The following is a 21,449-nucleotide window of genomic DNA, read 5'->3' as shown; positions in this document are numbered from 1 at the left end:
CCGTAAAGGCGAACCGTGTGGTCCGTCGCTGCGGTGGAGCTCATTTAGGTGGGGGGTCCCGGACCGTCAACGGCTTTTTGCAATTTTCTTACAACGGCCAGCGAAAACCACGGATTTCCGCGGGTTTGCGGCGGCGCATGAGCCCGGGAACCGGTGCCTGCTCCGATCGAATCGCCCGCCAACCGCTCGAATCGCCCCGCTGAGTCGCGCCCGAAGCAGGTCGGGAGGGCCGATTCACGGCACCCGGCGGGAATCGCCCGGAGTCGTTTCAGAGACACGGCGCCGGCCCGTTCCCGCAACGCCGCCAATTTCAGGCCGACTGGATATAGCTCCGCATCGCCTCGGCATCGGCCTCGATCCGGTCGATGCGGTATTTGACGAGGTCGCCGATCGAGACGACCCCGATCACCCGGCCGCCCTCGACCACCGGGAGATGGCGGATGCGCCGCCGGGTCATCAGCGAGAGCGCCCCGATTGCCGCCTCGGACGGGCTGACCGTGATCGCGGGCGAGGTCATCACATCGCCCACCTTGCGATCGAGCGCGCCTGCGCCATGGCTGCTCAGCGCGTGGATCACATCGCGTTCCGAAAAGATGCCGACCACTTGCTGACCGTCCATCACCGGTACCGCGCCGATTCGCCGGTCGGCGAGCAGCGTCACCGCCTCGCCCAGGCTTTGATGCGCGGTGATCGAGATCACGTCGCGTCCCTTGCCGGCCAGGATCGCTGCTATCGTCATCATCCATACTCCCCATGCACGACCCGGTTGCTCCCGAGTCTCTGAGGCGCTTGAGGATTCCACGTTTGCGGCCATATGGGAAGCATGAGCGAACACGCCTCAGGACTTGATGACCCCGAACAGGCGGCATTTGCCTGGCGCCGCTATCGCCGGATGCTCGGCTGGATGAGCCTGTTCTCGCTTGCATGCGGGCTGGTCGCGGCATTCGGGCTGCAGCAACTCTATGGGCCGCTGTCCTGGGTCGCGGTCGCCGCGGCGATCGGCGGCATCGGCGGATCGGTGCTGATGGCATCGGCGCTGATGGGGCTGGTGTTCCTCAGCTCGGGCACCGGCCATGACGAATCGGTCGATGCGCGGGATCCCGAAGGCCCCGCCGGTCCGCGGCACGACCGGCCCTAGCTTTCCGGCTCCAGTTTCAGCGCGAAGTCCAGCTTCGCCTCGCCATTCGCCGGGACGATGACGCGCCAGGTCTTCACCCCCTTGCGCTCGATCAGCTTCTCGCTGGATGAGCCGACCTTATAGGGAATCTCCAGCTCGAAAAGCTCCGGCGTGGCGCGCGCATTGGTGACGCGGACCCTATAGGGTTTGCGCCGTTCCGATCCCGGGCGCGCGACGACCGTGTAACGCAGATCGGGGCTCTGCCCGGCGCCGATCTCGACCTCGTCGCCGACCGCGCGGTCGGCAAGCCTGCTTTCGGCGACCAGGATCGGGGCGCCGTCCACTGGCTCGAACAGGGCGACGCCGCCTGCCGGCAAGGGCAGGCCAAGCCCGTTCGTCGCGCGATTCTCGGTGCGCAGCACGACCTCGGCCGGTGCGCTCTCGGGCTCGTCGTCCTTGTCGTAATCGAATTCCTCGAACGCGCCTTTATGGATCCGTTCGAACCGTATGTTCGGCTGATCGATCATCGCGACCTGCTTGCTGCTCTTCGCGGCGACGGTGACGCGTTCGGGAATACGGTAGAGCTTCAGGTCGCCCAGTTCCTCCAGCTTCGCCTTCATCACCACACTGATCGCCATCGGCACCTCGTATAGGCCCTGGCGTCGTCGCTGGGCCGTCACGACGATATCCTCATAGGATTCAGCCGCGACTTCCGATGGCGGCTCAGGCGGAGCAGGCCGATCGATATTCCAGCGCGCATGGGTACTGGTGATGTCCATCGGCCAGCATTGCAGGCGCAGCTCGGGTGGTGGCCCCTTGGGCAGCGCCGCATTGGCTTCCCTGTTCGGCGCGCCGGCGACGGCCTGGGTATGGGCGTCGGCAAAGCCCTGGCTCCCGCCATTGGCGATGGTCATCCAGGCGAACAGGTCGAGCGTCTTCCCGTCCCCACTCAGCCGCGCGACATAATTGGCCGACCAGTCGAAGCCCTGGGACAGATAGGAAAGCTGCACCGTCGCCGTCGCCGCCACCGCGCTGTCGGTGACGACCGACAGAGTCGGTTTCGCGGAGAGATCGGCCGGCACCCCCGAATAGGAGAGCGCTTCGGGGAGCCCCGAGCAGGACAGAGCCTCGACGCCTTCCGGCGTAGTGAGCAGCACCCCGCCGCCGGGGCCCGACTGGATGATCGCCTCGCCCGTCGTCGTCAGGCCGGTGCGGCGATTGGTACGGCGGAGCGTGACACGGCGCTTGAGATAGGCGTCGACCAGTGCCGCGGGCGAGAGGAGCCGGGCATCGCGATTCTTCTCTTTCACGCCGCGCGGCAGGCCGGTGACGATCGCGCTTTCGGGCAGCATGCCCTCCGACACGTCCTCGAACCGGATCACCGACCGGCCGGCGGGCACGCGGATCGTGCGTGTCTCGGCGATCAACGCATAGCCGCCGGGCCAGCCATTCTGCGCCGCGCGCTCGCCGCGATAGAGCGTAACCGACACTGAATCGACATGGTCCGAGGCGATGATGGCCTGGGCCCCGGCCGAACCAGCGGCGAGCAGGGCGACCGGCGCGAACAGGATGGCCACGCCGCGCATGGTCAGGATTTGAGGTCGAACGTCACGTTCAGCTCTACGGCGCCATTGGCGGGCACGACGACGCGCCACACCTTGCCACCCTTGCGCTCGATCATCGTGTCGCTGGCCGATCTGATCTTGAGCGGCAGGGGGAGCTCGAACGTCTCGGGCGTCGACCGCGCGTTGGTGACACGCACGGTGAAAGGCGCCGTGTCCTTCGTCCGCGGCAGGCTGGTCGTGACATAGCGGACGTCCGGGCTTGCGCCCCCGCCCAGCTCGACCTCCTCGCCGACCGCGCGATCCTTCAGGTTGCTTTCCCCGACGAGCAGCGAAGCGCCGCCGCCCTTCTCGAACACCGCCACGCTGCCCGCCGGCAGCGGCAGGCCGAGGCCATTCGCCTCGAGATTCTCGGTGCGCAGGGTCAGCCCGGCGGGCTGGCTCGGCATGGCGAAGGCCAGCCCATAGAACGAGCCGTTGAAAGTGCCGGTATAGATACGCTCGAAGCTCACGCCCTTGCGATCGATCATCGCGACCTGCTTGCGGCTGAGCGCGGCGACGGTGACGGGTTCGGGGATGCGATAAAGCTTGAGGTCGCCCAGATCCTCCTGCTGCGCCATCATGGGCGGCGGCGCGGGGGGCGGTGGCGCGGGTACCATCATCATGGGCAAGGGCATGGACATCACCTCCATGAGGACGCCGTCCCTTGCTTCTTCCTCCATCACCATCTCCGGTGGCGGTGGCCGGTCGATTTCCCAGGCCGGATACGTGCTGGTGATGTCCATCGGCCAGCATTGCAGGGTCAGCCTGGGCGGGAGGCCCTGAGGCAATTGCGCCGCCGCCTCTCGGTGAAGGCCGCCGGCGACCGCCTGGGTCTTGGCGCGGGCAAAACCCTGGCTGCCGCCGTTCGCGACGGTAAGCCAGGCGAACAGATCGAGCGTCTTCCCGTCATCGGCGACACGCGCGACGTAGTTGGCCGACCAGTCGAAGCCCTGGGACAGATAGGAAAGCTGCACCGTCGCGGTCGTTGCCCTGGCCGTGTCGGTGACGATCGACAAAGTCGGCTTGGCGGACAGATCGTCGGGCACGCCGCGATAGCGCAGCGATTCGGGCAGGCCGGAACAGGAGAGCGCCTCGACGCCCGCCTCGGTGGTCAGCAGCACGCCGCCGCGCGGGCCCGACTGGATGATCGCTTCCTCGGTCCTGGCCTTGCCCGTCGCGCGGCTGGTGCGGGTGATCATCACCCGGCGCTTGAGATAGGCGTCGACCAAGGCGGCCGGCGACAGCAGCCGGGCATCGCGATTCTTCTCGTTCACCGGCCGCGGCAGGCCGGTGACGATCGCGCTTTCGGGGAGCATGCCTTCCGCCACGCCCTCGAACCGGATGATCGAACGGCCGGCGGGCACGCGGATCGTGCGCGTCTCGGTAACCAGGGCATAGCCGCCGGGCCAGCCGGGCCGGATCGCCCCTTCGCCCCGGCCCGGCTCGCGGTAAAGCGTCACCGACACCGCATCGATCCGGTCGGATTGCACGATCGACTGCCCCGCCGCGGGCAAGGCAGCGAGAAGCGCCATCGGGAAGGCGAGACGCCGCACCGTCAGTACCGCGTGTCGAACACCACGTTCAGCGACGCCTTGCCATTGGCCGGCACCGGCACCTTCCATTCCATCCGGTCGGCGGAGATGCGTTCGCCGGTGATGGTCTGATCGGTCACGCGCACGTCACCCCACAGCCCGTCCTGCGCCAGATCGACCGTTACCGGTTCGGGCCGGGCATTGGTGAAGTCGTAGCGCATCGTCGTGCGCCAGCGGCTCGACGACAGGCGCTTGCGCTCGACGATCACCGCCGCACCCTTCACGTCGAACGCGTCGCCGGTGCGGATCGACATCTGCGATCCCATCGGTGTCGCCGGGATGCGGTTCTCGCCGATGAACTGCGGGTCGCCGCGCGCATCGCGCATATAGACGCGGATCGTGCCGGCCGGGAGCTGATCGCCGAGCCCGCCGCTCTTCGAGGTCGAGAATTTCAGCACGGTCGAGGCGCTGCGCGGGTCGGCCGTGGTGCCGAGCCAGCCATTGATCCATTCATAGGCCTTGCGCGCCGGCGCGCCCTTCACGTCGAGGAAGCTGACCTGCTTCTGCTGGGCATTGGCGATCGTGGTGCGATCGCTCAGCGGGTAGAGATAATAGTCGCCGAGCCGCTCGCGCGTGCCCGTCTCAGTGCCGGCCTGGTCGATCGCGCCGCCCCCGAGCCGCTCGAAGCTGCCGGGGTTGCGATTGGGGTTGCCGGCGACGAGCAGCACATCAGCATTGCTGTAGGTCGTGCCGGTGCTGTTCGTCAGCGTGACCCAGCCCTGCACGTCGATCGCCCCCTTGGGCTCGTCGAACAGCATGACATAATCGCTGGTCCAGCCGAGCCCGGGCGTCAGGTAGGATAGCGTGGCGGGGATCCGCCCGGCGCGCGCGACCTGGAGGGTGACCGACAGAGTCGGCCGGGCGCGCAGATTCTCCGGCACCTTGTCGAACACCACGCGCACCGGCAGCCCGTCGTCACGCAGCACCTCGATGCGGTTGCCGATCTGCAGGACGATTCCTCCATTCGCCGCCAGCACTTTCGCCTGCTCGCGCGTCTCGGCGCCGGTCGCGGGATTGGTACGGACGATGGTAACGACCGATCCGACCGCCTTTTCCATCAGCTTGTCGGGCGAGAGCAGGTCGAAATCGAAATTCTGCTCGACGATGCCGATGCCCGGCCCGCCGAGCGTGACCGTTTCCGACCGGATCTGCGCCGAGACATCGGGGAATTCCTGGCGGGTCCGGCCGGCGGGCAGATCGAGCTGGCGCACGTCCTGCACCAGCGACTGGCCGTTCTGATAGATGGTGACCGACAGGTCGCCCTGGGCGCTGGGGCCCGTCGGCAAGGTCGGTGTCGTTTGCGCCGCAGCCGCCGAGGGCAGCGCCGTCAGCGCCAGCAAGGTCCAGAACCGCATCCCCGTCCTCCCAGTGTTATGAAATATCATCTTAGCCGGGCGCTGCCCGGCGTCAACCGCGGATCCATGGTCTCGAACGCCCTCAGCGGCGGATGCTGCTGGGAGGATATTATTCCACCGTCTGTTCGATCACCCCGAAGATCGGGTGGTGCTTGTCGTCCTCCACCCAGATGCGGACGGTGTCGCCCTTTTTCAGGAATGGCGTCGCCGCGGCGCCGCCCGTGATCGTCTCGACCATGCGCACCTCGGCGATGCAGCTATACCCCACGCCGCCACCGGCGACCGGCTTGCCCGGGCCGCCGCCCGAATCGCGATTGGAGACGGTGCCCGAACCGATGATCGTCCCCGCCCCCAGCGCCCGCGTCTTCGCCGCATGCGCGATCAGCGTGCCGAAATCGAAGGTCATGTCCTCCGCGGCTTCGGCCCGGCCGAATGCCTTGCCGTTGAGATCGACCATCAGCCGACGGTGGAGCTTCCCGTCCTTCCACCATTCGCCAAGCGACTCGGGCGTGACGAACACCGGCGAGAAGGCGCTGGCCGGTTTCGACTGGAAGAAGCCGAAGCCCTTGGCCAGCTCACCGGGAATCAGGTTGCGCAGCGACACGTCGTTGGTCAGGCCGACCAGCAGCACCGCCTCGAGCGCCTGCTCGCGGCTCGCGCCGAGCGGCACGTCGCCGGTGACGACCACCACTTCGGCTTCCATGTCGCAACCCCAGCTTTCGTCCGCCAGCGGGATCGGGTCGCGCGGCCCGAGAAAACCGTCCGAGCCGCCCTGATACATCAGCGGATCGTGCCAGAAGCTCTCGGGCATCTCGGCGCCGCGCGCCTGCCGGACCAGCGCGACATGATTCACATAGGCCGAGCCGTCCGCCCATTGATAGGCGCGTGGCAAGGGCGCCGCCGCGCCATGTTCGTGGAAGCGGCGCATCGGGATCATCTCATGCTCGAGATCGGTCGCGAGGTTCCTGAGATCGGGCAGCAGCCGGTCCCAGTCGTCCAGCGCCGCCTGCAGCGTGGGGGCGATGTGCCCCGCATCGGCATACCAGGCCAGATCGTTCGAAACGACGACAAGCTTGCCGTCGCGTCCATGCTTTAGGCTGGCCAGTTTCATGCACTCTCCTGTGTTTGCGCCGAGCATAGTCCGATCGCTCGGGCTGTCGAGCGCCAGCGAGCTTGACGTTCGCGTAAACTGCCCGCAACCTCTCCCGAAACAGACCAGGAGAGAAGAATGTCCCTCGACACCGTGCAAGGCCGCTTTGCCTATACCGAGGATCACGAAGCGTTCCGCCAAAGCGTGCGCAGCTTCCTGCAAAAGGAAGCCGTTCCCCATGTCGCCGCGTGGGAAGAGGCGGGAATCGTCGACAAGTCGATCTGGACCAAGGCCGGCGCGATCGGGATGCTCTGCCCCACGGTGCCCGAGGCCTATGGCGGGCTGGGCCTGGATTTCGGCTATAACGCGATCATCGACGAGGAGATCAGCTATGCCGGGACGCCGCTCGGCTTCTCGCTCCAGTCCGATATCGTCTGCGACTATATCGTCCAGTATGGCTCCGAGGAGCAGAAGAAGCAGTGGCTGCCGCGCCTCGTCTCGGGCGAGACGATCACCGCGATCGCGATGACCGAGCCGGGCACTGGATCCGACCTGCAGGGCATCCGCACCAGCGCAAAGAAGGACGGCAATCATTATGTCGTCAACGGATCCAAGACCTATATCACCAACGGGCAGAATGCCGACCTGATCCTGGTCGTCGCCAAGACCGATCCCGACGCCAAGCCGGCGTACAAGGGCATGTCGATCATCCTGGTGGAAAGCGACCGGGAAGGCTTCAAGCGTGGACGCAACCTCGACAAGATCGGCCAGGACGCGGCCGATACCTCGGAGCTGTTTTTCGAGGATGTGCGCGTGCCGATGACCAATTGCCTGGGCGAAGAAGGCAAGGGCTTCATCTATCTGATGAGCCAGTTGCCGCAGGAACGGCTGTCGATCGCGGTCGGCGTACAGGCGTCGGCGCAAAAGGCGTTCGACGAGACGGTCGCCTTCACCAAGGAGCGCAAGGCCTTCGCCGGCGTGGTGTTCGATTTCCAGAACACGCGTTTCGTCCTCGCCGATCTGAAGGCGAAGCTGCAGGTCGGCTGGGCGCATCTCGACTGGGCGATCAAGCGGCACCTCACCGGCGAGCTGACCCCGACCGAGGGCGCTGCGGCCAAGCTATGGCATAGCGAGCTGCAATGGGAGGTGATGGACAAATGCCTCCAGCTCCATGGCGGCGCCGGATACATGAACGAATATCCGATCGCGCGGGCCTGGCGGGGCGCGCGGGTCAGCCGGATCTATGGGGGGACGAACGAGATCATGAAGGAGCTGATCGGGCGATCGCTCTGAGGCGTCAGCGCGGCGCGACCGCCCGGAATGCCTCGCGCACCCTGGCATCGACCATCGGCTTGCCCAGCACGATCGCCGGTGGGCCGCAGGTCGTGCAGGCTTCGGGCGTGGCGGTGATGAAGATCACCGGGAGCGGTCCCATCTCGTCCTGGATCAGCTCCACCGCATGCGGCCCGGTGCCCTCGCGCAGCATCACGTCCGACATGATCACATCGGGCCGATGCGCGCGGGCGGCATCGAGTGCCTCGCGCTCGGTTTCGGCAAAGGAAAAGGTGGTCGCCCCCGCCAGCTCCAGCATCTCCTGAAGATCGAGCGCGATCAGCGCTTCGTCCTCGATGATCAGCACATGGCACACGGGCGGTCTCCCAGACCCATGGTAACGTACCACATCGACAAACGGGTACGGGCCGGGAGCGGTATTTTCAGGCGAGCGGCATCAGGAAGGTGAAACAGGTCTGCATCGGCGACGACGCGACACGGAGCGATCCGCCATGCGCCCGGGCGATTTCCGACGCGATATAAAGGCCGAGACCGAGACCTGCCTGGTCAGGCCGCACCGCACCGCGCGCGAAGGGCTGGAACAGGCGTTCGATCGCGGCGGGCGGGATTTCCTCGCCGGCATTGCTGACCGACAGCTCGAAGGCGGCGCCGCGCATCACGGCGCGCACCAATACGGGCCGATCGGCGGCGCCATGAGTCAGCGCGTTGCCGAGCAGGTTGGACAGGAGCTGCGCGATCCTGCCCCGGTCGCAATCGACCTCGGCATCGAGCTCGATCACTGCTTCGACCTGCTGGTCCGGATGGCTGGAGCCCAGCTCATCGATCACCTGGCGCAGCACGGGTTCGAGTTGCACCGGTGCGCGCTGAAGCGTGAGTCCGCCGCCGAGCCGCCCGCGCGCCAGATCGAGCACATTGTCGATCAGCCCGGCCATGCGCACCACGCTGCTCTGCATCAGCGCCAGCACCATTGCTGCCTTTTCGGGCGACGGGTCGCGCGCGAGAAGCCGCGTGCCCGCGTCGATCGAGGCGAGCGGATTGCGCAGGTCATGGCCAAGCACCGCGATGAACTGCTCGCGCAACTCGGCGGTCTTGCGCTCGTCGAGCAGGATCGCCGCGCTCCGCTCGATCTGGGCCTGGGCGTCGAGATGGAAGGCGATCATGTCGGCGAACATGCGGAACATGCCGATCGTCTCGGGATTGTTGAGCCGCGCGGGGCGCGGGTCGATCGCGCACAGCGTGCCGAAGAAGCGGCCGTCGGGCAGCAGGATCGGCATCGAGATATAGCTCTGGAAGCCGTAGGTCGCCGGGGTGTGGTGATGGCGGAATTCGGGATGCTCGGCGACGTGATCGATCACCACCGGCTCGCGGCTGTCGCGGATTTCGTTGCAGATCGTCGTCTCGACCTTCAGCTCGCCGCCCGGCGTCAGCCCGAAGGCGATGTCGTCGCGCACGCTGCAGGCGATCCAGCGATCCTCGGTGACACGCGCGACCGCGGCGAAGCCCATGCCGGTGGTGCGGCACACGACGTCGAGGATCGTCGGAACGGCCTCGATCCGCTCGATCGCCGCGATATCGAGCTCGAACGCCGTCGGCTGAGCAAGGTCCCCCGTCTGCACCGCGCCAGCCTAGGCGCGATCAGGCGCCGCGTCACCCCGCACCATGATGATCCGGATCAAGCGGTTCGCGGCACCGTCGTTTTCGCCACCGATCTTGACTTTTTGCACCGCAACATGCATATGCCGCCCATCGAGGCGTCATGCAGCGTGATCGGATCTTAGGGTCCAAGCTCCGCCTCGGTCGTTTTTAACGGGCTTCCCTTTTCACGCGGGGTGTCATTCTCCCCCGCCACTCGTGCGTCCGCCGGACTCGCGAGCCCGGCTAATATTGGACTATAATTCTCATGTCTTTCGCACATCTCGGCCTTGCCGAGCCGCTCGTCCGCGCGCTCGAAGCCAAGGGCTACACCACTCCCACCCCGATTCAGAAGCAGTCGATCCCGACCCTGCTCGACGGCCGCGACCTGCTCGGCATCGCGCAGACCGGCACCGGCAAGACCGCCGCGTTCGTCCTTCCCTCGATCCAGCGCCTCGTCAACGCGCCCAAGAACGTGCTGCCGACGCATTGCCGCATGCTCGTCCTGGCGCCGACGCGCGAGCTGGCCAGCCAGATCGCCGACAGCGCCCGCGATTACGGCAAGTTCTCCAAGATGTCGGTCGCGACCGTGTTCGGCGGCACCAGCATCAACAAGAACCGCCAGGACATGGCGCGCGGCATCGATATCCTCGTCGCCACCCCGGGCCGCCTGCTCGATCTGATCGAGCAGCGCTTCGTCAGCCTGGCCACGCTGGAGATCCTCGTCCTCGACGAGGCCGACCAGATGCTCGACCTCGGCTTCATCCACGCGCTCCGCAAGATCGTGAAGATGGTGCCGCGCGATCGCCAGACTCTGTTCTTCTCGGCGACCATGCCCAACGCGATCCGCGAGCTGGCCGACCAGTTCCTGAAGGACCCGGCGACCGTGAAGGTCGCGCCGGTGTCGACCACTGCGGAGCGCGTCGAGCAATACGCGACGCTCGTCAACCAGTCGGAAAAGCAGGCGCTGCTCACCATCCATCTCCGCAACCCGGAGATCGAGCGCTGCCTCGTGTTCACCCGCACCAAGCACGGCGCCGACCGCGTCGTGAAGCTGCTCGGCCATGCCGGCATCGCCGCCAACGCGATTCACGGCAACAAGAGCCAGCCGCAGCGCGAACGCGCGCTGGGCGAGTTCAAGTCGGGCAAGGTCAAGGTGCTGATCGCGACCGATATCGCCGCGCGCGGCATCGACGTGTCGGGCGTGAGCCATGTCTTCAACTTCGAGCTGCCCAACGTACCCGAGCAATATGTCCACCGCATCGGCCGCACCGCGCGTGCCGGCGCATCGGGCGTCGCAATCAGCTTCGTGGCGGATGACGAGCGCGCCTATCTGCGCGACATCGAGAAGCTCACGCGCGTGAAGCCGACCCCGATGCCGCTCCCCGAGGGCTTCACTGCCGAGGCGGCGAAGATCAAGGCACAGCGCCCGGCCGGATCGGACGACGATCGTCGCCGCGACGATTCGGGCCGCCACCGTGCGCCGCCGCGCGCGACTCACGCTGCGCGCCCGACCGGCGCCCGCCCCGAGGGCCAGGCTCGCCCGCAGGGCGCGCGTCCCGAAGGTGCCGGCCGTCCCCAGGGCGCTCGCCCCGAGGGTGGTCGTCCCTACAATGCAGGTCGCCCCAATGGCGGCGGCCGTCCGGGCGGCCAGGGCCGTCCCGGTGGCGGCGGTCGCCCCGGCGGCCAGGGCCGCAACCATTCGGGCGGCGGTCGCCGTTCGCCCGCGGCGGGCTGAAGGATATAGCGACGGCGGGACAGATGTTCCGCGCTCCAAGCCCCTCCCCCACCCGCTGAAGAAGCGGGTGGTCCCCCTCCCCGAGCAAGCTCGGGGAGGAACTAAGAGCTGCGCCGCTCCAGGCTTACCGACAGCGCCAGGATCGCCAGCCCGCCCAGCGCGAGCGCGCAGCCGACCCAGCCGGTCGACGTCCAGCCGAACCCCGCCGCGATCGCCAGCCCGCCGAGCCACGGACCCAAGGCATTCGCCACGTTGAACGCGGAATGGTTCAGCGCCGCCGCCAGCGCCTGCGCGTCGCCCGACACGTCCATCAGCCGGGTCTGCAGCACCGTGCCCAGCGCGCCGCCGCATCCGATCGCGCAGACGTCGATCAGCATCGTCCAGAAATTCTGCGCCGCGAGCGGATAGAGCGCCAGCGCCACGAGACTCCACACCAGCAGCGCCGCCGCGGTCGGCATCAGGGCGCGGTCGGCGAAGCGCGGGATCACCAGATTGCCCGCCGTCATGCCCACACCGAACACCATCAGCGCGACCGGCACCATCAGCGGCGACACGCCGGTGACCTCGGTCAGGGTCGAAGCGAGATAGGTATAGACCGCGAACAGCCCGCCGAATCCGATCGCGCCGATCCCGAGCGTCAGCCACACCTGTCCACGCTTCAGCGCATCCAGCTCGGCGAGCGGGCTACGCGTCCGGTCGGGCAGATCGCGCGGGGCGTAGATCGCGACAAGCGCCGCGGTCAGCAGCGCCAGCGCGCCGACAATGGCGAAGCTCCAGCGCCAGCCGATCGTCTGGCCGAGGAAATTGGCCAGTGGCACCCCGGCGATCGTCGCCACCGTCAGCCCGAGCAGCACGCGCGCCACCGCCTGGGTGCGCTTGCCCGGCGGTACCAGCGACGCCGCGACCAGGGTCGCGATCCCGAAATAGGCGCCGTGCGGCAGGCCGCTGAGGAAGCGCAGCCCCATCATCATCGTATAGCTCGGCGACAGCGCGGTCAGGACGTTGGCGACCGCGTAGAAGCTCATCAGCAGGATCAGCAGGGTACGGCGCGACATGCGCGCGGCGAGCACCGCGATGGTCGGCGCCCCCACCACCACGCCCAGAGCATAGGCGCTGATGACATGGCCGGCGGTCGGCGCGTCGATGTGCAGATCGCGCGCGAAATCGGGAACGAGACTCATCGTCGCGAATTCGGTCGTGCCGATCGCGAAGCCGCCGACCGCGAGCGCGAGATGCGTCAGGCCGACACGGTGGGCCGGGGCGGCGGGTTCGGCGAGCAGCGCCGGCGCGGTCGGATCAAGCATCGGCCACAGGTGGCGATGCTGCAGTGCAGCGTCAATTGCAGAGTTGGGACTACGGCAGGCATTGGGCGCAATCGCCTCAATTCCTCCCCGGAACGGGGAGAGGGACCAGGAAGTGGTAGAGGGGCTTGGAGCGCAAGATGCGAACCCTTTGCGCCGGCTTTGCGAATTGCGATGGAGAGTTCCGGGCACGCACGCCGCGCTCCAAGCCCCTCCACCGCGCAAGCGCGGTCCCCCTCCCCGCTGTGCGGGGAGGAATAGAGGGAGGATCAGGTGTGTACCGCCAGCCATTCCTCTTCCGGCGCCCGCGCGGTGCGCAACCGGTTCGCCGGTTCCTTCTCATCCTCATGGCCGATCGCCATGCCGCAAAAGAGCATCCGCTCCGCCGGCGTGCCGAGGAAGCCGGTGATCGTCTCGGGATAGACCGCCCAGCATTCCTGCGCGCAGGTCGCGAGACCCGCCTCCACCGCCAGCAGCATCACATTCTGCAGATACATGCCGAGATCGGCCCATTGCGGCGGACCCATCTGGCGGTCGACGGTGCAGAACAGGGCGGCCGGAGCACCGAAGAACTGGAAGTTGCGTGCGAACCACATCCGCCGCGCCGCCTTGTCCTCGCGCGGGATGCCGATCTCGGCATACATCGCCTCCCCCACCGCGAAGCGCCGGTCGCGATAGGGCGCGGTCAGGTGCGGCGGATAGATCGCATAGGCATGCTCCTCGGTCTCGCCCGCGATCAGCTTCGCCATCATCAACGCCTTGAGGCTGGCCAGCGACTCGCCGCTCACCAGATCGATATGCCAGGGCTGGAGATTGCCGCCGGTTGCCGCCCGCGCTGCCTTCGTCACGATCTCTTTCAGGATTGCGCCGTCGACCGGCTTTTCCAGAAATCCGCGTACAGAGCGGCGTGCCGCTACGGCTTCCGTCACATTCATCGCGCAGCTCCATGTTTCGACGATCGGGTATGGCTTGTCACCCTTGCCCACCCGCCGGGATTGGGCAAGTATGGGTTGCAAATAGGAACTTTATGGAGAGTCGAGCATGGCTGAGGCCTATATCGTGGAAGCGGTGCGCACCGCGGGCGGCAAGCGTGGCGGCAAGCTCGCCGGATGGCACCCGGCGGATATGGGCGGCGCGGTGCTCGACGCGATCGTCGACCGCTCCGGGATCGATCCTGCCGCGATCGAGGATGTCATCATGGGCTGTGTCAGCCAGGGCGGCGAACAGGGCTTCCAGGTCGGGCGCGGCGCGGTGCTCGCGTCGAAACTGCCCGAGAGCGTGCCCGCCGTGTCGATCGACCGGCAATGCGGCAGCTCGCAACAGGCGATCCAGTTCGCGGCGCAGGCAGTGCTCTCCGGCACGCAGGACGTGGTGATCGCCTCCGGCGTCGAGAGCATGACGCGAGTCCCGATGGGTTCCACCGGCATGTTGTTCGCGCAGGCCGGCCTCGGCAAATCCAAGTCGCCGCGCCAGGAAGCGCGCTATCCCGGCGTTCAGTTCAGCCAGTTCCTCGGTGCGCAGATGATCGCCGACAAATATGGCTTCGATCGCGACCAGCTCGACCGTTATGCGCTGGAGAGCCATCGCCGCGCTGCCGCCGCGACCGAGCGGGGTGATTTCAGGGACGAGATCGTCGGACTCGAGATCGTCACCCCCGAAGGCGAGGCCTGCCATCTGGTCGACGAAGGCATCCGTTTCGACGCTACCTTCGAGGGCATCCACTCGGTCAAGCTGTTGCAGGACGGCGGGGTGATCTCCGCCGCCAATGCCAGCCAGATCTGCGACGGCGCGAGTGCGGTGCTGGTGGTGAGCGAACGCGCGCTGAAGGAGCATGGCCTGACCCCGCTGGCGCGCATCCACAACCTCACCGTCACCGGTGGCGATCCCGTCATCATGCTGGAGGAGCCGCTGTTCGCGACCGACAAGGCGCTGAAGCGCGCGGGCATGAAGATCGAGGATATCGACCTCTACGAGGTTAACGAAGCGTTCGCGCCGGTGCCGCTCGCCTGGCTGAAGCATGTCGGTGGCGATCCCGAGCGGCTGAACGTCAATGGCGGCGCGATCGCGCTCGGCCATCCGCTCGGCGCCTCGGGCACCAAGCTGATGGCCACCCTGGTACACGCGCTGCACACGCGCGGGCTTCGTTACGGATTGCAGACGATGTGCGAGGGCGGGGGCATCGCCAACGTCACCATCGTCGAGCGGGTTTGACATATTTGTGTCCCCGCGAAGGCGGGGACCCAGTCTGGGCTCCCGCCTTCGCGGGAGCACAAGGAGAATGGAATGAAACTCGACACCAATATCGCCGCCGTCGTGACCGGCGGCTCTTCCGGCCTTGGCGAAGCGACTGCGCGGGCGCTGGCGGCGAAGGGCGTGAAGGTCGCCATCTTCGATCTCCAGGCGGAGAAAGGCGAGAAGGTCGCGGCCGAGATCGGCGGCATCTTCTGCGAAGTGAACGTGACGTCGGACGAGAGTGTCGATGCCGGCTTCGCCAGGGCCCGCGCCACGAACGGGCAGGAGAGCATCCTGGTCTGCTGCGCCGGCACCGGCAATGCGATGAAGACGGCGAGCCGGTCGCGGGAAGATGGCAGCATCAGGCATTTCTCGCTGGAGGCGTTCAACTGGCTCATCCAGATCAACCTGGTCGGCACGTTCCGCTGCGTCGCGAAATCCGCCGCCGGCATGCTGACGCTGGAACCGGGCGAGGATGGCGAGCGCGGCGCGATCGTGATGACCGCGAGCGTGGCTGCCGAGGACGGGCAGGTCGGCCAGGCCGCCTATTCGGCGTCGAAGGGCGGCGTGGTCGGCATGACCCTGCCGATCGCGCGCGACCTGATGGGCGAGGGCATCCGGGTCAACACGATCCTGCCCGGCATCTTCAACACGCCGCTGATGCAGGGCGCGCCGCAACAGGTGAAGGACAATCTCGCCGCTTCGGTGCCTTTTCCGAAGCGGCTGGGGAACGCACCGGAATATGCGCAGTTGGCATTGGCGATGATCGAGAACAGCTATTTCAACGGCGAGGACGTCCGCCTCGACGGTGCCATCCGGATGGCGCCGCGGTAACCGCTTCCCTCCCCTTTCGGGAGGGGCTTGAGAGAAGGAACGATGGCCCGACCCGATCCATCCCGGCTGAACCCGGCGGCCTATCCGCACAGCGAGACGATCCAGACGCGATTCCAGGATCTGGATCCGCTCGGTCATATCAACAATGTCGCGATGGCGGCCTTGTTCGAAAGCGGGCGGGTGCGGTTCAACCAGGCGATGGAACTGTCGGGCTGGGCGGGGCATCGCTGGCTGGTCGCGCGGATCGAGATCAATTACCTCGCCGAGGGCAGTTTCCCGGCGGATGTCGAGATCGCGACCGGCATTGGCGAGATCGGCACCAGAAGCTGGCAGATCGTGTCCGCGGCCTTTCAGCAGGGGTTCGCGATCGCGACCTGCGACGCCTTGCTGGTGATGAGCGCCGCCTCGGGCGCGACCCGGCTGCCCGACGATTTCCGTGCCGGGCTGGAGAAATACCAGTTGCTGGTCGGCGCGCCCCTCCCCAATCTCTGAAGCGCCTCAATCTTTGAAGCGGGGCGCGCGCTTTTCCATATTGGCCATCACTGCTTCGACCTGATTGGGCTGGCGGATCACGCGCAACTGCTCGACCGTTTCGGCGTCGAGAATCGCCTTGGGATCGGCATCGGCGGCGAGGTTGAACAGCCGCTTCGACCCGCGCACCGCATGCGGGCTGCGCCCCGCGATCTCGTGCGCCAGCGCCATCGCGGCTTCGTGCGGATCGTCCGCAAGACGCGTGACAAAGCCATAGCCCAGGGCTTCCTCGGCGGTGAATTCGCGCGCGGTATAGGTCAGCTCGCGCAACACATCGTCGCGCGCCAGCGTCCGCCACAGCGCGATGCCACCCATGTCCGGCACCAGCCCCCAATGCCCCTCGCGGATCGACATGCGCGTGCCGGGCGCGGCGATGCGGATATCGGCACCCGACATGATCTGGAACCCGCCGCCCAGCGCCACGCCGTGCACCGCCGCGATCACCGGCATGGGCAGCATGCGCCAGCCCCAGGACACCTGCTGCACCAGATTGGCGCCGTCCGGCCGCCGGCTGCCGAGATCGATGCCCGATCCACCGCCCGCCATGCTCTGCATGTCGAGCCCGGCGCAGAAAGCGCGCCCTTCGCCCGACAGCACGACGACGCGGACATTGGCCATGCCGTTCAGCTGGTCGATCGCAGCGGCGATGCCCTTGAACATCGCCGGATCGATCGCGTTCATCTTGTCGGCGCGAGTCAGGCGGACATCGGCGACATGGTCGGCAACGGTGATCGAGACGCGGTCGTTCATGGTCTTGTCCTTAATCCTCGCTCCCTCTGCCGTTCGTGTCGAGCGAAGTCGAGACACCGTTTTCCCAGAAAGGCGTCCCGACTTCGCTCGAAGCGAACGGCTGGCGGAAACCTAAACAATCCGGCCCCCGCCGACACCCCAATAGCGATCGCGCAGCAGGCGTTTGTAGAGCTTGCCCGTCGCGTGGCGCGGCAGTTCCCCGGTGAAATCGATCTGGCGCGGCGTCTTCACCCCCGAAAGCTCGGCGCGGCACCATGCCGTCAGCTCCTCCGCCAGTGCCGGGCCGGCCTCCGCCATGTCGACTGGCTGGACCACTGCCACCACCCGCTCCCCCATTTCCGGGCACGGCCCGCCGATCACGGCGACGTCCGCAACCCTGGGATGAGTGATCAGCCGGTTCTCGATCTCCTGCGGATAGATGTTCACCCCGCCCGAGATGATCATGAAGCTCTTGCGGTCGGTCAGGTAGAGATAGCCCTCCGCGTCGATCCGCCCGATATCGCCGAGCGTGGTCCAGCCCCGCGCGTTGCGCGCCTCGGCGGTCTTGTCCGGATCATTGTGATATTCGAACTGGCCCCCGCCCTCGAAATAGACCAGCCCCTCCTCGTCCGGCCCGAGCGCCTCCCCCGCTTCGTTGCAGATGTGCAGCACGCCGTATGCCGCCTTGCCGACCGACCCCTTGTGCGCCAGCCACTCCTCCGAGTTGATCGTGGTCAGGCCGTTCCCTTCCGATCCGGCATAATATTCGTAGAGCACCGGCCCCCACCAGGCGATCATCGCTTCCTTGATCGGGATCGGGCAGGGCGCAGCGGCGTGGATCGCCACCTTCAGGCTCGACAGGTCGAAGCGGCTGCGATCCTCCTCGCTCAGCTTCAGCATGCGCACGAAATGCGTCGGGACCCATTGGCTGGCCGTCGCGCCATAGGTCTCGATCGCGGCGAGCGCGGTCAGCGGCGAGAAATGCTGCATCATCACCACGGTGCCACCGAGCCGCAGCACCGTCATCGACCAGCGCAAGGGCGCCGCATGATAGAGCGGTGCCGGGCTGAGATAGATCGTATCCGGCCCGAGCCCATAGAGCCCGCGCGCGAGCATCATCAGCACGTTCGGCGCGGCGATCGCCGGATCCTCGGGTAGCGCGACACGAACGCCCTTGGGCCGGCCGGTCGTGCCGGAGGAATAAAGCATGTCGATCCCGGCGCGTTCGTCGGCGATCGGCGAGTCCGGCATCGCCGCGACCGCGTCCTCCCAGCGCGACCAGCCCGGTACCGCGCCACCGATCGTATAGCGCGCGACCCCGGCCAGTTCCGCGGCGAGCGGCCCGGCGACGTCAAGCCCGGCCGAGGCGACGACCAGCTTCGCGCCGCTGTCGCGGACGATATAGGCGACTTCGGGCGCGGTCAGCTTGGTCGAGATGCAGACATAGAACAGCCCGCTGCGCTGTGCCCCCCAGGCGACATCGTAGAATTCCGGCACATTCTCCAGGAACAGCGCAACCGTATCGCCGACGGCCAGCCCGACAGAGCGGAACAGGTGCGCCGCGCGGTTCGATCGCCGGTCGAGCTCGCCGAAGCTCACCGTCTCGCCGGTCTCCGCCACAATCAGCGCAGGCTTGTCCGGCGTCTCCGCGCCATGGATGCTGGGGTGCATCCGCCTCTCCTATCCGTTGTTCTTTGCAACCGAAGCTATACGGCGCCGGCCACCCCTGCAATCGCCCAAATAAGTCGATCGTGCGGACGGCTTTGCGGTTCACGCTGCACTGCGGTAGGGATTGTCGGATGACGATAATCGACGCCTTTCGTTTCGACCCCGAACGCTTCCTGCGCAACGGCGCCGGAGGCCATGGCAGGCGGCTGGGCCTCGACTATCATGCGCATGGTGCGGATTGGGTCGAGCTCGCACTCCCCTATAGCGAGGAGCAGATCGGCGAATCCGAAACCGGGGTGATCGCCTCCGGCCCGATCCTGTCGATGATGGACATGGCGACCAGCATGGCGGTGTGGCTGAAGCTCAACGCGTTCCGGCCGCACGCGACCTTGGACCTGCGCGTCGATTATCTCCGGCCGGCAACGCCGGGCAGGACGGTGATCGGGCACGGCGAATGCTATCGCATCACCCGCTCGATCGCGTTCGTGCGCGGCCAGGCGCATGATGGCGATCCCGACGATCCGCTGGCGCATGTCGCGGGTACGTTCATGGCGCCGGAGGGCTATTTGTGACCTTGCCCCCCTATGCCGACCTGCTCGGGCTGAGCATCGATCCCGATGACGATAGCATCTTGATCATGCCGTTCGAGGACGGGGTGCTGGGGCGTCCCGGTTTCCTGCACGGCGGCGCGATCAGCGGGCTGATGGAGATGGCGGCGATCGTCGCGGTGCAGCAGGCGCTTGCCGAGGAAGGCGGCGGCCGGATCAAGCCGATCAACGTCACGGTCGATTTCATGCGCGGCGGGCGCGACAAGCCGACCCGGGCGCAGGGCGTGGTGACCCGGCTGGGTACGCGTGTCGCCAATGTCGAGGCGACCGCCTGGCAGGACGATCGCACCAGGCCGATCGCGGCGGCGCGGCTCAACTATCTGATCGCGCGGCCATGAGCGACGCGCGGGCACAGGCCGAGACCTATGCCCGCGAGGCGCAACGCCTGCGCGATGCCGGCGATCATCATGAGGCCTTGAGCCGCCAGCGCCGCGCGGTGGTGCTGTGGCGCGATGTCGGCGACGTCGCCACATTGGCTCATGCCGTCCGCCATGTCGCCGACATCCTGATCGAAGCCGGGCGCGGCGAGGAAGCCGGCGCCGCGATCACCGAAATGCTCGCGCTCTACCGAGCCGCGGCCGACGTCCCACCGCTCGACGTCGCCAATGCGCTGCGCAGCGCGGCGCTCCAGGCCGAGGCGATCCAGGACAGCGACACCGCCTGGATCTTCTGGATCCAGGCCCGGGCGCGCTACAAGGAGCTCGACGCGCTATTCGAGGAAATGACCGGGACGCCGGGCAATCCGGGCGTCGCGGAGGCGGACGCGCATCTCGCGCGGTTGCGGGGCTAGATCGGCCGACGACCGATGTTTGAAGGTACCCCTCTCCACCGTTCGCCTTGAGCCTGTCGCAAGGCTGTTCTTCCTCGTCCAACCGGCGAATGGAAGAACAGTGCTTCGACAAGCTCAGCACTAAATGGGGGTCCGCCTGCTTCAGCGCGGCGTCAGCCGCATCAGATGCCCGCCGCTGCCGCGGCCGTCCTGCAACAGCCAGATCGCCCCATCGGGCGCCTGCGCGACATCGCGGATGCGCATGCCCATGTTCCACTGATCGGCCTTGGCCGCCTTGTCGCCCTCCAGCGAGACGCGGATCAGCGCCTGGCCGGACAGCGCGGCGATGAACGCCGAACCCTGCCAGGCCGGAAACATCTTGCCCGAATAGATCATCAGCCCGCCCGGCGAGATCGAGGGATTCCACCAGATTTTGGGCGGCTCGAACCCGTCGCCCGGCGCGTGATCGGGGATCGGCGTGTCGTCGTAATTGCTGCCGTTCGACGCCTTGGGCCAGCCGTAATTCTTGCCGGGCTGGATCAGATTGACTTCGTCGCCGCCCTTCGGCCCCATCTCGATCTCCCAGAGCCGGCCATCCTTGTCGAAGGACAGGCCATAGGGATTGCGATGGCCGATCGACCAGGTTTCCGCGCGGGCGCCGCCGGCGGCATAACTGGGATTGCCCGGCGCCGGCTTGCCATCGAGCGTCAGGCGCAGGATCTTGCCGATCGCCTGATCGGGGTCCTGCGACGGGGTGAAGCGCTGACGCTCGCCGGTCGAGAGATAGAGCAGCCGGTGGTCGGGCGAGAAGGCGATGTTGCCGCCGAACTGTTCGCCCGTACCGTCCGAGCCGGCACGGAAGATCACCTGCAGCCCCTGGAGGCTCGGCGCGGCGCCGTCCTTCAGGGTCGCGCGGGCGAGCGCCAGGCTCCGGCCGTTCGGGCGCGGCTCCGAATAGGACAGGTAGATCGTTCGGCTCTTCGCGAAATCGGGCGCGAGCGCGACGTCGAGCATGCCGCCCTGCCCGCCCGGCGCCACGGCCGGTACGCCGGCCACCTCCTTCACCCCGCCATCGGTCGCCCGCAGCTTCAGCTTGCCGGCCTTCTCGGTGACGAGGATTCGGCCATCGGGCAGGAAGGCGAGCGCGAAGGGCGTGTCGAACTTGCCCTGTTCGCTCACCGCGAAGGGCAGACCGTCCGGCACCTTGAAGGCGGCAGGGGCGTCCTGCGCAACGCTGGCGGTAGTAGCGCCGGCCAGGGCGAGAAAAGGCAAGGCGTACAAGGAGAATCGAGTCATGCCGGGCGAACTTTCATCGGGAGGTGTCGGCGCAACGATCCGATGGGCGGATCGCTGCAT

Annotated in this window: 21 protein-coding genes; 9 read left to right on the top strand and 12 right to left on the bottom strand. The window is 67.1% G+C overall.

Going from position 1 to position 21,449, the window contains the following annotated elements:
* Window positions 1–310: 310 nt before the first annotated feature.
* A complete protein-coding gene (locus tag ACZ1I5_RS23820; protein ID WP_465171699.1) occupies window positions 311–739 on the bottom strand; it encodes a CBS domain-containing protein in 429 nt (142 codons plus the stop codon).
* Window positions 740–823: 84 nt separating this feature from the next.
* Here ACZ1I5_RS23820 and ACZ1I5_RS23815 point away from each other — a divergent pair, with 84 nt between their 5' ends.
* Window positions 824–1,138, top strand: coding sequence for a hypothetical protein (locus ACZ1I5_RS23815; RefSeq protein WP_465171698.1), 315 nt, complete (start codon window positions 824–826; stop codon window positions 1,136–1,138).
* Here the strand turns inward: ACZ1I5_RS23815 and ACZ1I5_RS23810 are convergent.
* The 4 genes from ACZ1I5_RS23810 to ACZ1I5_RS23795 all read right to left on the bottom strand — a co-directional run bounded on the left by ACZ1I5_RS23810 (window position 1,135) and on the right by ACZ1I5_RS23795 (window position 6,779).
* Window positions 1,135–2,703, bottom strand: coding sequence for a DUF4139 domain-containing protein (locus tag ACZ1I5_RS23810; protein ID WP_465171697.1), 1,569 nt, complete (start codon window positions 2,701–2,703; stop codon window positions 1,135–1,137). The genes ACZ1I5_RS23815 and ACZ1I5_RS23810 overlap by 4 nt on opposite strands.
* A gap of 2 nt (window positions 2,704–2,705) precedes the next feature.
* Entirely contained in the window at window positions 2,706–4,253 is a 1,548-nt protein-coding gene (locus ACZ1I5_RS23805) for a DUF4139 domain-containing protein (RefSeq protein ID WP_465171696.1), read from the bottom strand.
* Between the two features lie 23 nt (window positions 4,254–4,276).
* Window positions 4,277–5,668 (bottom strand): DUF4139 domain-containing protein, encoded by a 1,392-nt coding sequence (locus tag ACZ1I5_RS23800; RefSeq protein ID WP_465171695.1) that lies wholly within the window; start codon window positions 5,666–5,668, stop codon window positions 4,277–4,279.
* Window positions 5,669–5,777: 109 nt separating this feature from the next.
* Window positions 5,778–6,779 (bottom strand): fumarylacetoacetate hydrolase family protein, encoded by a 1,002-nt coding sequence (locus ACZ1I5_RS23795; protein WP_465171694.1) that lies wholly within the window; start codon window positions 6,777–6,779, stop codon window positions 5,778–5,780.
* Window positions 6,780–6,896: 117 nt separating this feature from the next.
* Between ACZ1I5_RS23795 and ACZ1I5_RS23790 the strand changes: the two genes are divergently transcribed.
* Entirely contained in the window at window positions 6,897–8,051 is a 1,155-nt protein-coding gene (locus ACZ1I5_RS23790) for an acyl-CoA dehydrogenase family protein (RefSeq protein WP_465171693.1), read from the top strand.
* A 4-nt stretch (window positions 8,052–8,055) separates the two neighbouring features.
* Here ACZ1I5_RS23790 and ACZ1I5_RS23785 read toward each other — a convergent pair whose 3' ends face one another.
* Complete coding sequence (locus ACZ1I5_RS23785; RefSeq protein WP_465171692.1) at window positions 8,056–8,406, bottom strand: response regulator; 351 nt, start codon at window positions 8,404–8,406, stop codon at window positions 8,056–8,058.
* Between the two features lie 67 nt (window positions 8,407–8,473).
* Complete coding sequence (locus tag ACZ1I5_RS23780; RefSeq protein WP_465171691.1) at window positions 8,474–9,667, bottom strand: GAF domain-containing sensor histidine kinase; 1,194 nt, start codon at window positions 9,665–9,667, stop codon at window positions 8,474–8,476.
* Window positions 9,668–9,951: 284 nt separating this feature from the next.
* On the opposite strand from ACZ1I5_RS23780, the gene ACZ1I5_RS23775 reads away from it, so the two are divergent.
* On the top strand, window positions 9,952–11,421 hold the full coding sequence (locus ACZ1I5_RS23775; RefSeq protein ID WP_465171690.1) for a DEAD/DEAH box helicase: 1,470 nt from the start codon (window positions 9,952–9,954) through the stop codon (window positions 11,419–11,421).
* 101 nt (window positions 11,422–11,522) lie between these two features.
* Here the strand turns inward: ACZ1I5_RS23775 and ACZ1I5_RS23770 are convergent, their stop codons facing one another.
* Both ACZ1I5_RS23770 and ACZ1I5_RS23765 read right to left on the bottom strand, forming a co-directional pair.
* On the bottom strand, window positions 11,523–12,725 hold the full coding sequence (locus ACZ1I5_RS23770) for an MFS transporter (RefSeq protein ID WP_465171689.1): 1,203 nt from the start codon (window positions 12,723–12,725) through the stop codon (window positions 11,523–11,525).
* A gap of 266 nt (window positions 12,726–12,991) precedes the next feature.
* The gene (locus ACZ1I5_RS23765) at window positions 12,992–13,657 is read right to left on the bottom strand and encodes a nitroreductase (protein WP_465171688.1); all 666 of its coding nucleotides are present in this window, start codon (window positions 13,655–13,657) and stop codon (window positions 12,992–12,994) included.
* 106 nt (window positions 13,658–13,763) lie between these two features.
* Between ACZ1I5_RS23765 and ACZ1I5_RS23760 the strand changes: the two genes are divergently transcribed.
* From ACZ1I5_RS23760 to ACZ1I5_RS23750, 3 genes are all read left to right on the top strand, one after another.
* Window positions 13,764–14,933 (top strand): acetyl-CoA C-acetyltransferase, encoded by a 1,170-nt coding sequence (locus tag ACZ1I5_RS23760; RefSeq protein ID WP_465171687.1) that lies wholly within the window; start codon window positions 13,764–13,766, stop codon window positions 14,931–14,933.
* A 72-nt stretch (window positions 14,934–15,005) separates the two neighbouring features.
* Window positions 15,006–15,788 (top strand): SDR family NAD(P)-dependent oxidoreductase, encoded by a 783-nt coding sequence (locus ACZ1I5_RS23755; protein WP_465171686.1) that lies wholly within the window; start codon window positions 15,006–15,008, stop codon window positions 15,786–15,788.
* Between the two features lie 42 nt (window positions 15,789–15,830).
* Window positions 15,831–16,280, top strand: coding sequence for an acyl-CoA thioesterase (locus ACZ1I5_RS23750; RefSeq protein ID WP_465171685.1), 450 nt, complete (start codon window positions 15,831–15,833; stop codon window positions 16,278–16,280).
* A gap of 6 nt (window positions 16,281–16,286) precedes the next feature.
* On the opposite strand, the gene ACZ1I5_RS23745 is transcribed toward ACZ1I5_RS23750, so the two are convergent.
* Both ACZ1I5_RS23745 and ACZ1I5_RS23740 read right to left on the bottom strand, forming a co-directional pair.
* Window positions 16,287–17,069 carry a crotonase/enoyl-CoA hydratase family protein gene (locus tag ACZ1I5_RS23745; protein ID WP_465171684.1) on the bottom strand — a complete coding sequence of 261 codons (783 nt, stop codon included), beginning with the start codon at window positions 17,067–17,069 and terminating at the stop codon, window positions 16,287–16,289.
* A gap of 111 nt (window positions 17,070–17,180) precedes the next feature.
* Window positions 17,181–18,719: an acyl-CoA synthetase gene (locus ACZ1I5_RS23740; RefSeq protein ID WP_465171683.1), complete on the bottom strand. Its 1,539-nt coding sequence runs from the start codon at window positions 18,717–18,719 to the stop codon at window positions 17,181–17,183.
* A gap of 128 nt (window positions 18,720–18,847) precedes the next feature.
* Here ACZ1I5_RS23740 and ACZ1I5_RS23735 point away from each other — a divergent pair, with 128 nt between their 5' ends.
* From ACZ1I5_RS23735 to ACZ1I5_RS23725, 3 genes are read left to right on the top strand one after another with little or no spacing between them, the layout of a single operon-like run.
* The gene (locus ACZ1I5_RS23735; RefSeq protein ID WP_465171682.1) at window positions 18,848–19,288 is read left to right on the top strand and encodes a PaaI family thioesterase; all 441 of its coding nucleotides are present in this window, start codon (window positions 18,848–18,850) and stop codon (window positions 19,286–19,288) included.
* Entirely contained in the window at window positions 19,285–19,662 is a 378-nt protein-coding gene (locus ACZ1I5_RS23730) for a PaaI family thioesterase (protein ID WP_465171681.1), read from the top strand. Before ACZ1I5_RS23735 ends, ACZ1I5_RS23730 begins: the two co-directional genes overlap by 4 nt.
* Window positions 19,659–20,114, top strand: coding sequence for a hypothetical protein (locus ACZ1I5_RS23725; protein ID WP_465171680.1), 456 nt, complete (start codon window positions 19,659–19,661; stop codon window positions 20,112–20,114). The genes ACZ1I5_RS23730 and ACZ1I5_RS23725 overlap by 4 nt, the downstream gene beginning before the upstream one ends.
* A gap of 141 nt (window positions 20,115–20,255) precedes the next feature.
* On the opposite strand, the gene ACZ1I5_RS23720 is transcribed toward ACZ1I5_RS23725, so the two are convergent.
* Entirely contained in the window at window positions 20,256–21,389 is a 1,134-nt protein-coding gene (locus ACZ1I5_RS23720; RefSeq protein WP_465171679.1) for a PQQ-dependent sugar dehydrogenase, read from the bottom strand.
* Window positions 21,390–21,449 lie beyond the last annotated feature (60 nt).

It is taken from the genome of Sphingomonas sp. BL-S-30, assembly GCF_055521475.1.
This window is presented reverse-complemented; position numbering and strand designations above follow the sequence as displayed.